The sequence below is a fragment of the Ideonella dechloratans genome, from assembly GCF_021049305.1.
GTDB classification, from domain to species: Bacteria; Pseudomonadota; Gammaproteobacteria; order Burkholderiales; family Burkholderiaceae_C; genus Ideonella; species Ideonella dechloratans.
In genome coordinates this window covers 2,647,733-2,666,529 of record NZ_CP088081.1, presented here as the reverse complement: position 1 = coordinate 2,666,529, position 18,797 = coordinate 2,647,733, and the positions used below count along the sequence as shown (strand labels likewise).

Annotated in this window: 16 protein-coding genes and 2 tRNA genes; 10 read left to right on the top strand and 8 right to left on the bottom strand. The window is 69.6% G+C overall.

Annotation, left to right across the window (positions count from 1 at the left end; translation table 11 throughout):
• Nucleotides 1-31 precede the first annotated feature (31 nt).
• On the top strand, nt 32-1,024 hold the full coding sequence (locus LRM40_RS12465; protein WP_151125018.1) for a CobD/CbiB family protein: 993 nt from the start codon (nt 32-34) through the stop codon (nt 1,022-1,024).
• A 35-nt stretch (nt 1,025-1,059) separates the two neighbouring features.
• Here the strand turns inward: LRM40_RS12465 and rsgA are convergent, their stop codons facing one another.
• A complete protein-coding gene (rsgA, locus tag LRM40_RS12460; protein WP_151125019.1) occupies nt 1,060-2,013 on the bottom strand; it encodes a ribosome small subunit-dependent GTPase A in 954 nt (317 codons plus the stop codon).
• Complete coding sequence (locus tag LRM40_RS12455; protein WP_151125020.1) at nt 2,010-3,275, bottom strand: M48 family metallopeptidase; 1,266 nt, start codon at nt 3,273-3,275, stop codon at nt 2,010-2,012. The genes rsgA and LRM40_RS12455 overlap by 4 nt, the downstream gene beginning before the upstream one ends.
• Nucleotides 3,276-3,330: 55 nt before the next feature.
• On the opposite strand from LRM40_RS12455, the gene orn reads away from it, so the two are divergent.
• Nucleotides 3,331-3,891, top strand: coding sequence for an oligoribonuclease (gene orn / locus LRM40_RS12450; RefSeq protein ID WP_151125021.1), 561 nt, complete (start codon nt 3,331-3,333; stop codon nt 3,889-3,891).
• Between the two features lie 13 nt (nt 3,892-3,904).
• Here the strand turns inward: orn and LRM40_RS12445 are convergent, their stop codons facing one another.
• Entirely contained in the window at nt 3,905-4,948 is a 1,044-nt protein-coding gene (locus tag LRM40_RS12445; protein WP_151125022.1) for a quinone-dependent dihydroorotate dehydrogenase, read from the bottom strand.
• A 41-nt stretch (nt 4,949-4,989) separates the two neighbouring features.
• On the opposite strand from LRM40_RS12445, the gene rpiA reads away from it, so the two are divergent.
• Nucleotides 4,990-5,652, top strand: a complete 663-nt coding sequence (gene rpiA, locus LRM40_RS12440; RefSeq protein ID WP_151125023.1) for a ribose-5-phosphate isomerase RpiA — start codon at nt 4,990-4,992, stop codon at nt 5,650-5,652.
• A 21-nt stretch (nt 5,653-5,673) separates the two neighbouring features.
• Here rpiA and mnmC read toward each other — a convergent pair whose 3' ends face one another.
• The 4 genes from mnmC to earP form a co-directional block, all read right to left on the bottom strand.
• Nucleotides 5,674-7,728 carry a bifunctional tRNA (5-methylaminomethyl-2-thiouridine)(34)-methyltransferase MnmC2/FAD-dependent 5-carboxymethylaminomethyl-2-thiouridine(34) oxidoreductase MnmC1 gene (mnmC, locus tag LRM40_RS12435; RefSeq protein ID WP_231067531.1) on the bottom strand — a complete coding sequence of 685 codons (2,055 nt, stop codon included), beginning with the start codon at nt 7,726-7,728 and terminating at the stop codon, nt 5,674-5,676.
• On the bottom strand, nt 7,725-8,693 hold the full coding sequence (locus tag LRM40_RS12430) for a heme-dependent oxidative N-demethylase subunit alpha family protein (protein ID WP_170288827.1): 969 nt from the start codon (nt 8,691-8,693) through the stop codon (nt 7,725-7,727). Before LRM40_RS12430 ends, mnmC begins: the two co-directional genes overlap by 4 nt.
• A 100-nt stretch (nt 8,694-8,793) precedes the next feature.
• Entirely contained in the window at nt 8,794-9,348 is a 555-nt protein-coding gene (gene efp, locus LRM40_RS12425) for an elongation factor P (protein ID WP_151123525.1), read from the bottom strand.
• Nucleotides 9,349-9,415: 67 nt separating this feature from the next.
• Entirely contained in the window at nt 9,416-10,501 is a 1,086-nt protein-coding gene (earP, locus tag LRM40_RS12420; protein ID WP_151123526.1) for an elongation factor P maturation arginine rhamnosyltransferase EarP, read from the bottom strand.
• A 34-nt stretch (nt 10,502-10,535) separates the two neighbouring features.
• Here earP and LRM40_RS12415 point away from each other — a divergent pair, with 34 nt between their 5' ends.
• From LRM40_RS12415 to LRM40_RS12385, 7 genes are all read left to right on the top strand, one after another.
• A complete protein-coding gene (locus tag LRM40_RS12415) occupies nt 10,536-12,617 on the top strand; it encodes an excinuclease ABC subunit UvrC (protein ID WP_151123527.1) in 2,082 nt (693 codons plus the stop codon).
• The gene (locus LRM40_RS12410) at nt 12,604-13,110 is read left to right on the top strand and encodes a hypothetical protein (RefSeq protein WP_231067530.1); all 507 of its coding nucleotides are present in this window, start codon (nt 12,604-12,606) and stop codon (nt 13,108-13,110) included. The genes LRM40_RS12415 and LRM40_RS12410 overlap by 14 nt, the downstream gene beginning before the upstream one ends.
• A gap of 50 nt (nt 13,111-13,160) precedes the next feature.
• Nucleotides 13,161-13,727: a CDP-diacylglycerol--glycerol-3-phosphate 3-phosphatidyltransferase gene (gene pgsA, locus LRM40_RS12405; RefSeq protein WP_151123528.1), complete on the top strand. Its 567-nt coding sequence runs from the start codon at nt 13,161-13,163 to the stop codon at nt 13,725-13,727.
• A gap of 180 nt (nt 13,728-13,907) precedes the next feature.
• The gene (locus LRM40_RS12400; RefSeq protein WP_026096633.1) at nt 13,908-14,180 is read left to right on the top strand and encodes an HU family DNA-binding protein; all 273 of its coding nucleotides are present in this window, start codon (nt 13,908-13,910) and stop codon (nt 14,178-14,180) included.
• Nucleotides 14,181-14,199: 19 nt separating this feature from the next.
• Nucleotides 14,200-14,275: transfer RNA gene (locus LRM40_RS12395), tRNA-Val, on the top strand.
• 123 nt (nt 14,276-14,398) lie between these two features.
• On the top strand, nt 14,399-16,309 hold the full coding sequence (locus tag LRM40_RS12390) for a SurA N-terminal domain-containing protein (protein WP_151123529.1): 1,911 nt from the start codon (nt 14,399-14,401) through the stop codon (nt 16,307-16,309).
• A 45-nt stretch (nt 16,310-16,354) separates the two neighbouring features.
• Nucleotides 16,355-16,430 (top strand) — tRNA-His (locus LRM40_RS12385).
• Nucleotides 16,431-16,540: 110 nt separating this feature from the next.
• Here the strand turns inward: LRM40_RS12385 and LRM40_RS12380 are convergent.
• Nucleotides 16,541-18,790 (bottom strand): sensor histidine kinase, encoded by a 2,250-nt coding sequence (locus LRM40_RS12380; RefSeq protein WP_151123530.1) that lies wholly within the window; start codon nt 18,788-18,790, stop codon nt 16,541-16,543.
• Between the last annotated feature and the right edge of the window lie 7 nt (nt 18,791-18,797).

Here is an 18,797-nt window from a genome sequence, read left to right as displayed (position 1 = left end):
CCACGTGGGTCCGTGGGTATCATCGAGCGCGATGAGCTTCTTTGCCGTTCTCTTTGCCCTGCTTCTGGAGCAGATCAAGCCGCTGCCCCGCGACAACTGGGTGCATGACGCGCTGGCGTCGTGGACCCGCTGGGCCGGCCGCAACTTCGATGCCGGGCGGCCCCACCATGCGCGCATCGTCTGGGCCGTGACGGTGCTGGTGCCAGCCGGCATCGCGGCACTGATCCACGTGCTGATCAGTCACTACAGCTTCTTCCTGGCCCTGGCCTTCGACGTGCTGGCCATCTATCTGACCCTGGGCTTCCGGCAGTTCAGCCATTACTTCACCGACATCCGCGAGGCTCTGGAGCGGGGCGACGAGGAACATGCCCGCCGGCTGCTGGCCGAATGGCGCCATCTGGACGTCAGCGAGTTGCCGCGCACCGAACTGCTGCGCCATGTGATCGAGCACTCCCTGCTGGCTGCCCACCGCCACGTCTTCGGCGTCTTCTTCTGCTACGTGGTGCTGGCGGCCCTGGGCCTGGGCCCGGCTGGTGCGGTGGCCTACCGCATGGCCGAATTCGCCAGCCGCTACTGGACCTTCGAATGCCGGTCCATGGGCGTGGCCGTGAACGAGCGGCTGCGCGACCTGTCCCAGACCCTGTTCGGCCTGATCGACCATGTGCCGGCGCGGCTCACGGCCTTCGGCTTCGCGGTGGTGGGCAATTTCGAAGAGGCTGTGGCCGGCTGGCGGCGTGATGCGGGCCTGTGGAAGCGGGCCAATGAGGGCATCATCCTTTCCGCTGCGGCGGGTGCCGTGGGGGTTCAACTGGGCGGTGCCGCACCGCCCGGGGTCACGCCGGACCGCGCGTCTGCCAGTTTTTCCGCCGGGGTCGAAAGCGAGGAGGCCGAGGCGACCGGCTCCACGCCGGGCCTGGCGCCCGAGCTGGGCCATCTGGGCAGCGTGGTGGGCCTGGTGTGGCGCTCGGTCATCCTCTGGATGCTCTTGCTGGCCCTGCTCAAGCTGGCCAACCTGCTGGGCTGAGGGGCCCGGGGCCGCGGGAGCGGCCAGGAAGGGTCTCAACCGGGCCGCTGGCCCGCCTCCAGTTCATCCCACAAGGCTTCGTACAGCCGGTAGCGCGTGGGGCTGATTTCGCCCCGGTCCACCGCCTCGCGCACGCCGCAGCCGGGCTCGTGCCGGTGGGTGCAGTTGTAGAAGCGACAGTGGCCCAGCTGGGCCCGCAGATCGGGCATCAGCTCGGGCAGGCGCTGCGGCGTGATGTGCATCAGGCCGAATTCCTGGAAGCCCGGCGAGTCGATCAGCGCGCCACGGGCCTGGCCCTCCACCGCATCGCCCAGCCAGTACCAGGTGGTGGTGGTGGTGGTGTGGCGTCCGGCATTGAGGGCCTGGGAAATCTCGCCGACCTGGGCCTGGGCCTGGGGCAGCATCAGGTTGATCAGGGTGCTTTTGCCCATGCCGCTGGGGCCCAGCACCAGCGTGGTGTGGCCGGCCAGCACCGGGCCCAGCAGCGCCTGGGCCGCTTCGGGCTGGCCCTTGAGCGAGGTTTCCAGCACCGTCAGGCCCATGGCCCGGTAAGGGGCCAGCCGTTCCCGCGCCAGGGCGGCGCTGGGCAGGTCCACCTTGTTGAGCAGCAGCAGGGCGCGGATGCCGGCATCCTCGGCCGCGATCAGCGCGCGGGTGAGCTGCGACTCGCTGAACATCGGCTCGCCGGCCAGCATCACCAGCAGCTGGTCCAGGTTGGCGGCAAAGGACTTGCTGCGCCATTCGTCCTGGCGCATCAGCAGGTTGCGCCGTGGCTCCAGCGCCTCGATCACCGCCTCATCGCCGGCCGGGGCCCAGCGGACGCGGTCGCCCACCACGGCGGCGCTCTTCTTGCCCCGCGGATGGGCCAGCAGGCGCTCACCCGAGGCTGTTTCGATCACCACATGGCGGCCGTGGGAGCCCACCACCAGGGCCTCTTGCAGCGTGGCATGGGCGGTCTTGGCCTTGCCGGCGCGGGCCGGGCGGCTCATGCGCGGGCCAGGGCCGCCAGGCGCTCGGACGCAGGCGGGTGGGAGTAGTAGAACTGCGCGTACAGCGGGTCCGGGGTCAGTGTCGAGGCGTTGTCCTCGTAGAGCTTGAGCAGGGCCGCGGCCAGTTGCTGGCTGCTGGCCTGCCGGCAGGCGTAGGCATCGGCTTGGAATTCGTCACGGCGCGAGAGCTGCGCCATCAGCGGGCCGACGAAGTACAGGAAGGGCGGCGTGGCCAGCATGAACAGCAGCAGGGCCAGCGCGTTGTTGGGGGCCATCAGGTTGGGCTGCACGCCCAGCCCCTGGTAGAAGCTGGTCTGTCCGGCCAGCCAGGCCAACAGCGCCAGGCCCAGCGCGCTCAGGCCGATCACCAGCGCCATGCGCCGGCGCACGTGGTGGTGGCTGAAATGGCCCAGCTCATGCGCGAGCACGGCTTCCACCTCAGGCGGCTGCAGGCGCGCCAGCAGGGTGTCGAAGAACACCACCCGCTTGGCCCGGCCCATGCCGGCGAAGTAGGCGTTGCCATGGGCGGAACGGCGGCTGCCGTCCATCACGAACAAGCCCTTGGCCTGGAAGCCGCAGCGCTGCATCAGGGTCTGGATGCGGTTGGCCAGTTCGGCGTCAGCCAAAGGTGTGAAACGGTTGAACAGAGGGGCGATGACGGTGGGGTAGAGCACCTGCATCAGCAACATGAAGCCGGTCCACAGGGCCCAGGCCCAGACCCACCAGAAGGCGCCGGTGGCCTGCATCACCCACAGCACCGCGGCCAGCAGCGGCAGGCCGACCAGGGTGCCGACCAGCAGGCCCTTGAGCTGGTCGCCCAGGAACAGGCCGAGGCTCATGCGGTTGAAGCCGAAACGCTGCTCGATGCGGAAGGTGCGGTACCACTCGAAGGGCAGCTCCAGCACCGCGCTGATCAAGCCGAAGGCGCCGACCAGGGCCAGCTGGTAAACCAGGGCGCCGCCCCAGGGCAGCACGGTGTCACGCAGCGCGCTGTTGAGCGCTTCCAGCCCGCCCAGCAGGGTCCAGCCCAGCAGCACGGCGGTGGCAAAGCTCTCGCTGAGCATGCCGAAGCGGGTGCGGGCGATGGTGTAGTCGGCTGCGCGCTGGTGGGCGTCCAGCGGGATCGTGGCGTCGAACGGGGCGGGCACCTGGTTGCGGTGGGCGTGCACATGGCGCATCTGCCGCGAAGCCAGCCAGAGCTTGACCCCCAGCGACAGCAGCAGCGCGGCGCAAAGCGCCAGCGAGACGTGAATGGCTTGCATGGGGCGGCAGTGTATGTTGTCGGACAATGCCGGCAGCATCGATTGAGTGAAAGCCATGACCGAGACCACGCTGACCAAGCATGAGAACAACCTGATCTGGATCGACCTGGAAATGACCGGGTTGAAGCCGGAGTCCGACCGCATCATCGAGATCGCGGTGATCGTGACCGACCCGTTGCTGACGGTGCGGGTGGAGGGCCCGGTGTTTGCGATCCACCAGAGCGACGCCGTCCTGGACGCGATGGATGCCTGGAACAAGGGCACCCACGGCAAGAGCGGCCTGATCGACCGCGTCAAGGCCTCCACCATCGACGAGGCCCAGGCCGAGGCCCGGATGATCGAGTTTCTGTCGGCCTATGTGCCGGCCGGCAAGAGCCCGATGTGCGGCAACTCCATCTGCCAGGACCGGCGCTTCATGGCCAACACCATGAAGGGCCTGGAGGCCTTCTTCCACTACCGCAACCTGGACGTCAGCACCCTCAAGGAGCTGGCCCGCCGCTGGAAGCCGGCTGCGCTGGAAGGCCTGGTGAAGGCCAACAAGCACACCGCGCTGGCCGACATCCATGAGTCCATCGACGAGCTGCTGCACTACCGCCGGACCTTCCTGGCGGTGTGAGCGTCGTCCCGGTTCAGGCCTGGGCCGCCATGGCCTGGGCCGCTTCGGGCACCAGGGCCGGCCCGCGGTAGATGAGGCCGGTGTAGACCTGCACCAGGTCCGCGCCGGCGGCAAGCTTGGCGCAGGCGTCGGCACCGCTCATCACGCCACCGGCACCGATGATGGGGAAGTTCGGGCCCAGGTGACTGCGCAGCGCGCGGATCACCTTGTTGCTCGCTTCCTGCACCGGCCGCCCGGACAGGCCGCCGGTTTCCTCGGCATGGCGCAGGCCCTTGACCGCCTCGCGGCTGAGCGTGGTGTTGGTGGCGATCACGCCATCCAGGTGGTGCTTTTGCAGCGTCGCGGCGATGACGGCGATCTGCGCCTCGTCCAGGTCCGGCGCGATCTTCAGGAACAGCGGCACCCGGCGCTGGTGCTGGGCCATCAGCTCGCGCTGGCGGGCCGTCAGTGCACCCAGCAGGGCGTCCAGCGCCTCATCGCTCTGCAGTGAGCGCAGGTTCTTGGTGTTGGGGCTGGAGATGTTGACCGTGACGTAATCGGCGTGCGGATAGACCCCGGCCAGCGCGATCAGGTAGTCGTCCACCGCGTTCTCGATGGGGGTGACCGCGTTCTTGCCGATGTTCAGGCCCAGGATGCCGCCCTTCTTGCGGAAGCTGCGCGAGCGCTGCACGTTGGCCACGAAGGCGTCCAGCCCGTCGTTGTTGAAGCCCATGCGGTTGATCAGCGCCTCGGCCGAGGGCAGGCGGAACATGCGCGGCTTGGGGTTGCCGGGCTGCGCCTTGGGCGTGACGGTGCCCACTTCGACGAAGCCGAAGCCCATCGCGCCGAAGCCGTCAATGGCGCGGCCGTTCTTGTCCAGGCCCGCGGCCAGGCCGATGCGGTTGGGAAAGCGCAGACCGGCCACCGTCACCGGGTCGTCCACCCGCTTCTGCGCCCACAGGCACTGGGCCGGCGTGTTCTGCAGCCGGGCCAGGGTGTCGATGGTCACTTCGTGGGCGGTTTCCGCATCCAGACTGAACAGGGCGGTGCGGGAGAGGGCGTAGGGAATCAGGGACATGCCACGAATTGTCCCAGATGGGCAGCAGCGATAATCCGCCCATGACGCAAGACGAACTGAAGGCCCTGGTCGGGCAGGCGGCGCTGGCCCATGTGGTGCCTGGCGCCATCGTGGGCGTGGGCACCGGCTCCACCGTCAACTGCTTCATCGACGCCCTGGCGACGATGAAGGACCGGATCCGCGGCGCGGTGTCCAGTTCGGTCAAGAGCACCGAGCGCCTGCAGGCCCTTGGCATTCCGGTGCTGGATTCGAACACTGTCGAGTCGATTCCGGTCTACATCGACGGCGCCGACGAGATCGACCACCAGGGCTTCATGATCAAGGGCGGCGGCGCGGCGCTGACGCGCGAGAAGATCGTCGCCGACCTGGCCGATCGCTTCGTCTGCATTGCCGACGAATCGAAGCTGGTGGACGTGCTGGGCGCCTTCCCGCTGCCGGTGGAGGTGATCCCGATGGCGGCGGCCCAGGTGATGCGCCGCTTCGCCAGCGTCTACGGCGGCCAGGCCAGCGTGCGTGCCGGCGTGACCACCGACAACGGCAACATCATCGTCGACGTGCGGGGCCTGAAGATCAGCGACCCGCTGGCGATGGAGGCCGAGGTCAACCAGTGGCCCGGCGTGGTCACTGTCGGCATCTTCGGCCGCCACAAGGCCAAGGTCTGCCTGCTGGGCACGTCCCAGGGCGTGCGCACGCTGGACTTCTGATCCAGCACCCCGCGCGGGCGGTCAGTCGGCCGCCGTGCGGCTGGCGGCCCGTGCCGCCCGCGCGATGAAGCGCGCCGGGTCGATCGCATCCATCAGGCTGGACGCCAGCGGCACCGGGGCGCCGGTGATCCAGGCGGCCAGCACCTCGCCCAGCAGAGGCGCCAGCGTGATGCCGCGCGAGCCCAGGGCGCTCAGCACATAAAGGCCCGGCACCCGCGGCACCCTGCGGGGCTGCTCCTGCCGTGTGAGGCCTGTCCGCTGGGCCGCCGGCAGCGGCACCGGGCCGACCAGGGGCAGCCGGTCGTCGCAGGCCAGGCGCCAACCAACGCGGCCGGTCAGCGCGCCTTGTGCCATGGCCGTGGCCAGCAGGGCCTCGCGCCGGGCTTGCTCTCCGGCGTCCGGGCTGCGACCCAGCAGACGGTCCCACTGCCCCACATTGCTCAGATGGTCGCTCAGGCGCAGGGCCGGGTCCTCGTCGCCGGGCTGGCTGGTGGCGCCGCACAGCAGGCCGCCGCCGGCCTCGGGCGGCAGGCCGATGCCGTAGCCGCCGCTGGCCAGCGGGTGCCGCGGCGCGGGCAGTTGCAGCGCGGCCGCCAGTTCGGCCGACAGGCAGCTGACTTGGCCGCGGCTGCGCACCCGGGGCCAGTCATCCACCCCGGTCCAGGGGCGCAGCAGGGCCAGCCCGTCGGCCGCCCCGGCCACCACCACCACATCGGCTTCGGCCAGCATGGCGCCGGGGCCGTTCGCCTCGGCGGCGCACAGGGCCCGCCAGCCGCCGCCTTCGCGCGGGGCGAGGGCTTGCACATCCTGCTGGCCGAGCACCCTCACGCCAGGGCTGTCCAGCCAGGCCCGCACCAGATCGGCCGGACAGGCCCAGCCGCCTTGCGGGTACCACCAGCCGGGGCCTGCCGGGGCCAGGCCCAACGGTTCGACCGCCTCGTCGCGGGAGAGCGGCCGCAGGTAGGCGGCGGGCAGCCCCTGGGCCTGCACGGCCGCCTGCAACTGGGCCCAGTCGGCCGGTTCGCCACCGCCGCGCCACAGGCCGTTCGGGTTGCCCGCCACCTGGCCGCTGGCCACCAGGGGGGCGATGAGCTGGTGCGCGCGCAGGGCGGCCGCGCGCAGCAGCTGGGCGTGGGCGCCATCGTGGGCGTGAGCCACGCCGTGGAACAGGCCGGCCCGGTTGCCCGAGGTTTCCTGGGCGGGGGCGACGTGGCGCTCCAGCACGGTCACCGACAGGCCCTGCGCGGCCAGGGCCCGGGCGGCGGCGGCCCCGGCCAGGCCGGCGCCGATGACCAGGGCAGTGCGGGCCTGCGGGGCCGCCTGGCGGCCCGGCGGGATACCGCGCGCCAGGGCCTGGGCCGGCAAGGGGTGGCGGCGGGCCACCAGCATGTCGCGCTTGCTGCCGAAGCCGGGCGCCCGCTCCAGGGCGAAGCCGGCGCCCTGCAGGCCGTCGCGCACCACGCGGGCGATGCTCCAGGTGGCGGCGGTGAGGTCCGGGGCGCCCAGACGGGTGGCGTGGCGCAGCAGGTGGGCGTCCCACATGGCCGGGTTCTGCGCGGGGGCGAAGCCGTCCAGGTAGCAGGCGTCGATCTGGCCGCTCAGCTCGGGCCACCAGGTGGCCACATCGCCCAGGGCCAGCAGCAGGCGCACCCGGCCGCCCTCGAAGTCCAGCACATGCAGGTCCGGCGTGGCCGGCGGCCATTGGGCCAGCAGTTGGGCCGCCAGCGCGGGGGCCGGGCTGGTGGCATGGGCGCGGGCCAGGTCCTCGCGCCGGGGCGGGTGCTTCTCCATCGACACGAAGACCAGGCGCTCGCAGCGCTGCGGGTCGTCACGCCAGGCGGCCCAGGTGGCCAGGAAGTTGTTGCCCAGGCCGAAGCCGGTTTCCAGGATGGCGAAGCGGCCACGGCCCTGCCAGCGCCCGGGCAGGCCATTGCCCCGCAGGAAGACGTGCCGCGCCTGGGCGAAGGCGCCGTCGCGGGCGTGGTAGACGTCCTGGAAGCCCGGCGCCCAGGCCAGGCCGTCGTGGCCGGGATGGTCGAAGTCGATCTGCGCTTCGACGATGGCTTGGGTCTTCATGGCGTGGAGGCGCTGTCCGCGCAGGCTGCCCGCGCCGCCAGCCAGCGCAGCAGGCCGGGGCGGGCTTCGGTGAGCTGCCGGTAGGCCAGCGCCGCCGGGCTCATGCTGGCGATGGCATCGTGCAGGCGCTGCGCACGGGCCGGCGTGTCCACCGCCTGGGCCAGCGGCCGCACGGCCACCCGGATGGTGAAGACGGCCTGGCCCCGCTCGGGCAGCGGGATGAAGGTCTGGCGCTCGCTGCGGAACCAGGTGTGTTGGCTCAGCGCGGCCTCGTCCAGGTCGGCGGGCCAGTGTGTGGGCGGCGTGCGCTGCGGATGGGCGTCCAGCCCGGGGTGGCGGGTCACGTTCCAGACGAAGCGTTCCCAGCGCTGGGGGCCGGTGACCAGCTTCATCAGATGCTCGCCCGCGGCCACCAGGACCGCGTTGTCGGCCACCGGGGCGTGGACCTCGGCGAAGTGGCGGCCGATCTTCTGGCGCGGGTCCCAGTGCGAGGGCAGGGCCACCGCCAGCCAGGGCAGGCTGGCGCGCCGGCCGTCGACGATGGCCAGGTCTTCCTCGATGGCCAGGCTGAACAGGGCGGCCTGGCGCCAGGATGCCGGCAGGGCCTTCAGGCACTGTCCGATGTTCTGGGGCGCCTGCGGGTGCAGCGCCGCCACCTCACCCCGGTCATCCACCGACCAGCCCAGGGCATGGGCCAACAGCTGGCCATCGCTGGACAGCGTCAGGGCGGCCGGATGTTCCTGCGCGGCCTGGCGCATCGCCGCGTGCAGGGCCGGCAGCGCATCGAAGCCCGGTTCGATCTGCAGGGCCTGCTCGGGCTGGCTGCACAGGACGGCCAGCTTCTCTCGCAGATGGGGCGACGCCGGGTGGTTGGGGGTGAACTGGACGCTGCCCTCTGCCAGCTTGCGCAGCCCGGGCTGCATGCGGAAGGGGGCGGTGACGGCGTGCTCGAAATCGAAGGGCATGGCAGAGCGGAGGAACAGCGACGGTGCCGCCAAGAAAAATGGGCACCCGGAGGTGCCCATCATCATGCCGGCAAACCCGGCACCACCGTGTTGGCGTCGATCAGACGCGCTTGCGGTATTCGTGAGTGCGGGTGTCGATTTCGATCTTGTCGCCGTTTTCCACGAACAGCGGCACGGAGATCTCGAAGCCGGTGCCCTTCAGGCGGGCGGGTTTCAGGACCTTGCCCGAGGTGTCGCCCTTGACGGCCGGCTCGGTTTCGATTTCGCGCACGACGCTGGTGGGCAGTTCGACCGAGATGGCCTTGCCGTCGTAGAACACCACTTCCACCGGCATGTTGTCTTCCAGGTAGCTGATGGCGTCGCCCATGTTCTCGGCTTCCACCTCGAACTGGTTGTAGTCGGAGTCCATGAACACGTACATCGGGTCAGCGAAGTAGGTGTAGGTGCATTCCTTGGTCTCGAGGATGACCTGCTCCATCTTGTCGTCGGCCTTGAAGACGACTTCGGCACCGGAGCCGTTGAGCAGGTTCTTCATCTTCATGCGCACGGTGGCGGCACCGCGGCCGCCACGGCTGTATTCGGTCTTCAGGACGACCATCGGGTCCTTGCCCTGCATGATGACGTTGCCGGCGCGGATTTCTTGAGCGAGCTTCATGGTGAGATTCCGTTGGTGGCGGCGCCATGCGTGCTGCGCAGCCCAAATTTTCGCAAAGCGTTGGATTTTAGCGCTTTTCCATGACGAACTCGAGGAGCTGCCGGGCCAAGGGGGGCTGGGCGAGCAATTCGGCACGCCAGGCGAGCGTGCAGCGCTGCCAGTCCGCCAGCGGTGGCAGGGGTGGCCAGGCAGAGCCCGCCGGCGTCAGGCCATTCCAGGACCGCATCAGCCCGGTGATGGCTTCTGCCAGAGCGGGCGGTGCAGCGGCCAGGTGGCGGCGCAGGAAGGCCGCCAGCTTGTCGGCATGCACGCCGTCGTCCTGGGGGTAGATCTGCCAGAGGAAGGGGCGGCCGGCCCATTGCGCCCGCACGAAGGAGTCCTCGCCCCGCACCAGGTTGAGCTCGCAGGCCCAGAGCAGCCGGTCGTAGTCGGGCTGGGGCAGCCAAGGCAGGGCTTGGCGCCGCAGGCCGGCTGGCAGGGGCAGGGCCTCGCTCAGCGTGGTGGCCGGGCCGGGCGTGGTCAGCAGCAGGGTGGGGGCATCCGCCAGGGCGGACAACAGCGCGGGGATGCGCTCCTGCGGATAGCAGAACAGGCTGACCAGGCGCTCGCCGGGGCGTGGCGCGATGCCGTGGGCGGCCAGCCAGGCCGCGGCGTCGAAGCGGGCCTGCTCGGCCAGCAGGCCGTCCTCGCGCAGCAGGCCGCCGGTGGCGGGGGTGAAGCCGGGGTAGAAGAACCACTTGTCCAGCCCGCAGCGCTGCGGCGAGCGCAGGCGGTGCGAGCGCTCGACGTAGTCCTCGGCGCTCAGGTATTCCAGGTTGACCCACACCGGGGGGCGGGCGGCGGCGGCCATGCGGGCCACAAAGGCTTCCGGCGGGTCGCAGCCGAAGGCCTCCACGACGACGTCGCCCGGTTCGGGCCAGGGGGTGTCCATCGTCCAGTGCCGCACCTCGATCTGGGGGTGGCCCTCGGGCGCCATCCAGCGCAGGGCGGCGGGGTCGTCCACCCACAGGCGCAGCCGCTGGCCGTGCGCGGCCAGATCGCGGGCCAGGCGCCAGCACACGCCCAGGTCGCCGTGGTTGTCGATCACGCGGCAGAAGATGTCCCAGCACCAGGCGGCAGGGGCAGGTCGGGCGGGTGTGACAGCGTGGAACATCGGCGGGATGATAGGGCGGCACAATGCGCACCCGATGAGTGACCAGCCCTCCCTCCCCGCAGCCCCGGCAGACGAGGCCGGCGAGGCTGCCCGTGCCCGCGAAGCCGTGTTGGCCGCGCAGGCTGCGCGCGAGCGCCTGCTCGCCGAGGTGGCGGCCCTGCCGCCCCTGCCGGGTGTCTACCGCTATTTCGATGTGCAGGGCAATGTGCTCTACGTGGGCAAGGCGCGCGACCTCAAGCGCCGCGTCTCCAGCTACTTCCACAAGGACCATGGCGGCACCCGCATCGGCCTGATGGTCTCGCGCATCGCGCGGCTGGAGACCACGGTGGTGCGCAGCGAGGACGAGGCGCTGCTGCTCGAGAACAACCTGATCAAGACGCTGAACCCCAAGTTCAACATCCTGTTCCGGGACGACAAGAGCTACCCCTACCTGAAGATCACCGGCACCCGCGGCGGCGAGGCACCGGGCCAGCCGGCCGCCCAGCGCTACCCGCGGGTGGCCTACTACCGCGGCGCGGTGGACCGCCGCCACCGCTACTTCGGGCCATATCCCAGCGCCTGGGCCGTCAAGGAGACGATCCAGATCCTGCAGAAGGTCTTCCGCCTGCGCACCTGCGAGGACACCGTCTTCAACAACCGATCGCGGCCCTGCCTGCTGTACCAGATCCGGCGTTGCACCGGCCCCTGCGTGGGCTTCATCTCGGCCGAGGACTACGCCCGCGATGTGCGCGACGCAGAGCGCTTTCTGCTGGGTGAGCAGCAGGCGGTGGTGGACGAGCTGCAGGCCCAGATGATGGCCCACGCCGAGGTGCTGGAGTTCGAGAAGGCCGCCGAGCTGCGCAACCGCATCGCCGCGCTGGCCAAGGTGCAGCACCAGCAATCGGTGGAGGAAAGCAGCCTGAGCAGCAGCGGGCGCGACGTCGACATCCTGGCCGTCAAGGTGGCCGGAGGTCGCGCCTGCGTGAACCTGGCCATGGTGCGCGGTGGCCGCCACCTGGGCGACCGGGCCTTCTTCCCCACCCATGTGGAGGAAGCCACGGCGCTGGCCGCCGACGAGGCCGCAGCCCTGGACGATGCCGGCGAGGCCGCCACGCTGCCAGAGGACCCGGCCGAGGCGGCAGCCCTGCTGCTGCGCCGGGCCGAAACCCAGGTGCTGCACGCCTTCATCGCCCAGCACTACCTGCACACCGCGCCGCCGCCCCTGCTGGTGCTGAGCCACCCGATCGACGAGACCCTGCTGCAGGCCCTGGGCGAGCAGGCCGGCAGCAAGGTCAATGCGGTGCACCAGCCGCGCGAACAGCGCCGCATCTGGCTGGAAATGGCGGTCAAGGGCTGCGAGCTGGCGCTGGCGCGCCTGCTGTCCGAAGAGGGCTCGCAGCGTGAACGCACCCGGGCGATGGTGGATGCGCTGGACCTGGCCGTGGAGGATCTGGACAGCTTCCGCGTGGAGTGCTTCGACATCAGCCACACCGCGGGCGAGGCCACCCAGGCCTCCTGCGTGGTCTACCAGGACCACAAGATGCAGAACAGCGAGTACCGCCGCTTCAACATCGAGGGCGTGACCGGCGGTGACGACTACGCGGCCATGCGCCAGGTGCTGCGCCGCCGCTACGAGAAGCTGGCCGCGCTGGCGGCCGAGGGACCGATCCCGCGCGACGCCAAGCAGCGTCTGCCGGACCTGGTGCTGGTGGACGGCGGGCGCGGCCAGGTGGCCATGGCGCGCGAGGTGTTCCAGGAGCTGGGTCTGGATCTGTCGCTGATCGCCGGCGTGGAGAAGGGCGAGGGTCGCAAGGTGGGACTGGAGGAACTGGTCTTTGCCGATGGCCGCGAGAAGCTGGCGCTGCCGCCGGACTCGGCCGCTCTGATGCTGATCGCCCAGATCCGTGACGAGGCCCACCGCTTCGCCATCACCGGCATGCGGGCCAAGCGGGCCAGCATCCGCACCGGCGGCAGCCGGCTGGAGGACATCCCCGGCGTGGGGCCGAAGAAGCGCGCGCGGCTGCTGCAGCGCTTCGGCGGCGTGCGCGGGGTGACGGCGGCCAGCGCCGACGACCTGGCCACCGTGGAAGGCATTTCGAAGGAATTGGCAGAGGAGATCTACCGTGCATTGCACTGAACACACCGCAGCGGGCCGCGGCCCGCTGCCGCGCCTGCTGGCCTGGAGCACCACCGCCCTGGCCGTCCTGCTGGCCTCCTGCGGCGCCCCGGCACCCCAGCCACCCGGCCCCGGCGCAGCGCCCTCGCGGCCCGCCGCACCTGTCACGGCTGCACCACAGGCACCTGCCCGCAACTGGGCGGAATACCAGGTGCGCGCGGCCCAGCGCATGGTGGCCGCCAATCCCGGGCGGACCTACATGGGGCCGGTGGAGGAGCCGCTGCTGGCCATCCCGGTGCTGGAGATCGAGCTGAAGGCGGACGGGGAGATTGCCCGCATCAGCGTCAAGCGTGAGCCGCGCCAGGCCAAGGACACCATCCAGCTGGCCATCGACGCCGTGCGGCGCGGGGCGCCCTACGGCGATGTGCGGCAACTGCCCAAGCCCTGGAAGTTCACCGAGGTGTTCCTGTTCAACGACGATCGTCAGTTCAAACCCCGCACCTTGGACGACTGAACTGCGGCTCGCATCAGGGCGACGCAAGCAATTGCAGGCAGAATCGACGCATGTTCTTCACCATCCCCACCCTGCTGACCTGGGCCCGCATCGTGGCCATTCCGCTGATCGTGGGGGTGTTCTACCTGCCGGTGGAGCCGGCCACCCGCAACCTGGTGGCCACCGTGCTGTTCGTGGTGGTGGCACTGACGGACTGGCTGGACGGCTATCTGGCCCGGCGGCTCAACCAGAGTTCGGCCTTCGGGGCCTTTCTGGACCCGGTGGCCGACAAGTTCCTGGTCTGTGCCTCGCTGCTGATCCTGGTGCAGATGGGGCGCGTCAATGCGCTGATTGCCCTGGTCATCATCGGGCGGGAGATCGCCATCTCGGCCCTGCGCGAATGGATGGCGCAGATCGGCGCCTCGCGCAGCGTGGCCGTGCACATGATCGGCAAGCTCAAGACCACGGTGCAGATGCTGGCCATCCCCTTCCTGCTGTTCGACGGCATGCTGTTCGGCGTGGTGTCCACCCGCTTGTGGGGCACGGTCCTCATCCTGGCAGCGACGGTGCTGACCATCTGGTCGATGGTGTACTACCTGCGCAAGGCGCTGCCCGAGATCCGCGCCAAGGCGCGTTGATCCGGCAGGGGCCGGCGTGATCGGGTGATGCGTGGCGGCCGGATCGGCCTAGAATCCGCCCCCGCTTGACACCGCCGCGGCCGGCCGATGTAATCGATTTTTCCGCCAAGGCGGACCACAGGACAACGGCAGCTCTGCGCTCAGACGCACGGCGGCGAAGCCATCGAGGGAGTATTGTTTGTGAACAAGACAGAGCTGATCGACCTCATCGCCCAGCAGGCGGACATTTCCAAGGCCGCGGCCACGCGGGCGCTGGAGGCCATGATCGGCGGTGTGCAGACCACCCTCAAGAAGGGCGGCAGTGTGTCGATCGTCGGCTTCGGCACCTTTGCCGTGACCAAGCGCGCTGCGCGCACCGGGCGCAACCCGCGCACCGGCGCCACCATCAAGATCAAGGCGGCCAAGGTGCCCAAGTTCCGTCCGGGCAAGGGGCTCAAGGACGCCCTGAACTGATCATCTCTTGACGTCCGGCGGGTGCTTAGCTCAGTTGGTAGAGCGGCGCCCTTACAAGGCGTAGGTCGGGGGTTCGAGCCCCTCAGCACCCACCACCGCCGGCACGTGCAAGTCATTGGCTAGAATGCCGCGCGGCGTGCGCGAAGGCCCTTGAAGGCGAACCCCGGTTCGCCTTTGCTGTTTCTGGCCTGCGGCGCTTTCTCTCAAGGCGGAGCTTCATGTTCGATTTCGTCCGTTCGCACACCCGCTTGCTGCAAGGCGTGCTGGTGCTGCTGGTCTTCCCCTCGTTCGTCTTCTTCGGCGTGCAGGGCTATTCGCATTTCATGGACCAGGCGGCAGCCACCGTGGCCACGGTGGATGGGCAGCCCATTCGCCAGAGCGAACTGGAGGCGGCCCATCGGCAGCAGGTGGAGCGCATGCGCCAGCAGATGCCCACGCTGGACGTGAAGCTGTTCGACACGCCGGAAGCGCGCCAGCAGACGCTGGACGGGCTGGTGCGCGAGCAGGTGCTGCGTCACGCCGCCCAAAAGGAAAACCTGGTGGTGCCGGACCTGCGTCTGCAGCGTCTGTTCGTCACCGATCCGGCCTACGCGGCCTTGCGCAAGCCCGATGGCAGCGTCAACAAGGACTACCTCGCGGCCCAAGGCATGAGCGTGGGCCAGTTCGAGGAGATGCTGCGCACCGAGTACAGCCTGCGTCAGGTGCTGGGCGGTGTGACGGGCTCGTCGCTGTCCGGGCAGACGGTGGCGGCCGCCAATGCCAATGCGCTGCTGGAGCAGCGCGAGGTGCAGGTGCAGCGCTTTGACGCCAAGGACTACCTGGCCAAGGTCAACCCGAGCGATGCCGACATCGACGCTTTCTACAAGGCCCATGCCGACCGCTTCCGCGCACCGGACGAGGCCAGCATCGAGTACGTGGTGTTGGACCTGGACGCGCTGAAGAAGCAGGTCACGGTCTCCGATGACGATCTGAAGAAGTACTACGAGCAGAACATCAGCCGCTACACCACGCCGGAAGAGCGCCGCGCCAGCCACATCCTGATCACGGTGGCCAAGGACGCCTCGGCCGACGTGCGGGCCAAGGCCAAGGCCAAGGCCGAAGCGCTGCTGACGGAGGTCAAGGCCCATCCGGACAGCTTTGCCGAGGTGGCCAAGAAGAATTCCGAGGATCCGGGTTCGGCCGGCAAGGGCGGGGACCTGGACTTCTTCGCCCGCGGTGCCATGGTCAAGCCCTTCGAGGATGCGGCCTTCGGCATGAAAGTGGGTGACATCAGCGGGGTGGTGGAGAGCGACTTCGGCTACCACATCATCAAGCTGACCGGGGTGCGGGGCGGGGAGCGCAAGCCTTTCGAGGCGGTGCGTGCCGAGATCCAGGACGAGGTGGCCAAGCAATTGGCCCAGCAGCGTTACGCCGAGGCGGCCGAGCAGTTCTCCAACATGGTCTACGAGCAGAGCGACAGCCTGCAGCCGGTCATCGACAAGCTCAAGCTGAGCAAGATGACGGCGGTGGTGCAGCGTGCCGTGGCCCCGGGTGCCACCGGTCCGCTGGCCTCGTCCAAGCTGCTGGACGCGGTGTTCAGCATCGACGGCCTGCAGAACAAGCGCAACACCGAGGCGGTGGAGACCGGCCCGAACCAACTGGTGTCGGCCCGTGTGGTGAGCTACCGCCCCGCCCATGTGCGTGACCTCGCGGAGGTGCGTGCCCAGGTGCTGGAGCAGTTGAAGGCCGATCAGGCTGCCGCGGCCGCCCGCAAGGACGGCGAGGCCCGCCTGGCCAGCCTCAAGCAGAACCCGGCCGACACCCTGGCCCAGCCGGTGGTGTTGTCGCGGGCCCAGATCCAGGGGCAGCCGCGTCAGGTGGTGGATGCGACGCTGCAGGCCGACCTGTCCAAGGGACCGGCTATGGTCGGGGTGGACCTGGGGGCCCAGGGCTATGCCGTGCTGAAGGTGGTCAAGCGGGTGCCGCGTGCCGCCGACGATGCCGACCTGGCGCGCGCCAAGCCCTACATCGCCCAGGCCCTGGCCCAGGCGGAAGAGGCCGCCTACTACGACGCGCTCAAGCGCCGCCACAAGGTCGAACTCAAGCTGGCGCCCGCAGCGGCCGCTTCGGCCTCGGCAGCTTCAAACTGATTGCCATAGCCCGAATTCTCGGGCTATAATGCGCAGCTTACGGTGGTGGCTGTAGCTCAGTTGGTAGAGTCCCAGATTGTGATTCTGGTTGTCGTGGGTTCGAGTCCCATCAGCCACCCCACCAAGACAAAGTAAAAAAGGGCCCTGGAGTGATCCAGGGCCCTTTTGTTTTGTGGCGGCCCGCGGGCAGGATGTCCGTTGGCCCTCCTGCCCGCCAGTGCGCGATGCGCGTCAGCTCTCGGGCGTGGTCAGGTGGGGGATCTGGACCTCGCAGATCGTGCCGTGCGGGCGCCGCGTGCGCCAGGCCACGGTGCCCCCCAGACTCTTGGCCCGCTTGCGCACGCCGCCCAGGCCCAGGCCGGCGGACCACTTGGCCGGATCGGTGCCCACGCCATCGTCCTCCACCAGGATGGTGAAGGTGCCCTGCCGCAACTGGCAGACGACATGCACGCGGCTGGCCTTGGCATGGGCGATGACATTGCTCACCAGTTCACGCAGCACGCGGGTGATGGCCGACCATTGCATCATCGACAGCGTGATCTCCTGGTCGTACTCGGCCTCCCATTCGAGCTGGCAATGCACGGCCTCCAGCCGCAGCGTGATGTCGGTCTTCCATTCCGCCGAGGCCAGCGTCAGTGGGTGGCTCTTGGCCGCCAGACCCCGGGTCAGGGTCTTGAGGTCCTGCAGCGTGTGGCGGATGTACTCCTCCATCTCGGTGCTGGGGGCCTTGTACATCAGGGTCAGCAGGCGGGCGCCGATGTCGTCGTGCAGGTCCTGGGCGATGCGCACGCGTTCTTCGCTGCGGCCGCGCTCCACCGCCCGGTCGTGGGCCAGGGCGCGCATCAGCTGCTCGAGGATGCGGTCGGCCAGGCGGGCGTCCTCCTGTGCGAACAGGCGCTTGCCCCGCTCGGCAAAGCGCAGCACCACCGAACCGCGCACGGACGGGCCGTCCACCAGGTTGGGCAGGGGCACGACCAGCGCGGCGCCGTTGCCGGCCACCGTGCTCTGCTTGCTCCGGGTTTCGGTGCGTTCGGTCTCCAGCGGCTCGAAGACGTTGCGCAGCAGTTCGATCATGCGGTCCGCGGCCCGCTCGGGTCGGGCCTCCACCTCGCGTGCAATGCGGTAGAGGTGCTGGAACATGCGCTCGGTGGTGAGCGCACGGGCCCCCATCATCTGGCCCACCAGCCACTGCCGCAATGCCGCGTAGGCCCCCAGCGCCAGGAACAGGGACAGGGTCAGCGAGGTGAACTGGCTGAAGGAGAAGACGGCGACGAACAGCAGATCGACCGAGGTGGCCACGGTGCTGATGCCCGCCAGCATCGCGAACTCGCGCATCACGTTCTGCGAACGCGAGATGAAGGGCACCAGCAGGATGATCGAGGCGAAGAAGACGCTCCAGATCACCGGGCCGACCGTGGCCACCGGCTGCACTTCCGGCGGCAGCATCGGCATCAGGGACACGGCCACGGTCAGCAGCACCAGGGTGGCCAGCGTGACCATCGCGAAGCGCCGCACCACGATGGCGAAGGGGTGGGGCGAGCGGCGGTGGACCCAGGTCAGCAGGGCGATGCAGGCCAGTCCGTCGCCGATCAGCAGGCTCTGGCTCCACCACCACTTGTTGTCCAGTTGTTCGCGGAAGGCGAGCAGCCCGAGGAGCGCGGTGGCGCCCCAGGCGATGGCGGCCACCCAGCGACGGCCCGGCATGCGCACCGGATGCATGGCCGCCGCCTGGACCACGGCGGCGCCGGTCACTGCATCCAGCAGCACCCGCACCAGGCTCTCGTGGGCAACCATCGCCGAGGGCAGGGCCATGGCCGGCACGGCGGCCACCGCGGAGATCAGGAGCTGCGCTGCCTGGGCGTGGGCCATGACGGCGTACAGCAGGTTGCGCGGGTTGGGCTGCACCAGCGGCACGATCCAGCCGACCAGGAACAGCACCATCCCGAAGGCGCTCATCAGCCAGAACATGGCGCCCAGCCCCCCGTAACCCCGGGGCTTGGGCTGGATCGTCACCTGGGAGGCGTCGCGAAAGCGCAGCGTGATCTGGCCGGCTTCCAGCGCGCGGGCCGTGGCCAGGCGCACGGCCTGCATGTCCTGCCGGCTGGGCTCATGACTGATCCAGCGGGCCGAATGGGCGATGGCCAGCACGCCAAATGGCATGACCCGGCCATCGGCCGTCACGATGGCCTCCAGTTCCTTGCCCAGCGATCCCTTGAGCTCGGGCACGCTGGTGTCGGCCAATTCAAGGTAACCGTCGGCCGAGGCGCGCCACTGTGCGGCCACATCGGGGTTGTTGGCCATCACCCGCGCCAGCAGGAAGATGGTGAGGCAGCCGATGATGGCGGCGGCCAGCAGGGCCTGCCGACGCCAGCCGATACGGCGCGTGCTCAGGTCGCCGATGCCACCCAGGGGATCGGGATCCGAGTTGTCGCTGGCGGTCCAGGTGGGGGCGTCGGTGGAGTCAGACCAGCCGCGGGACATGGAGATG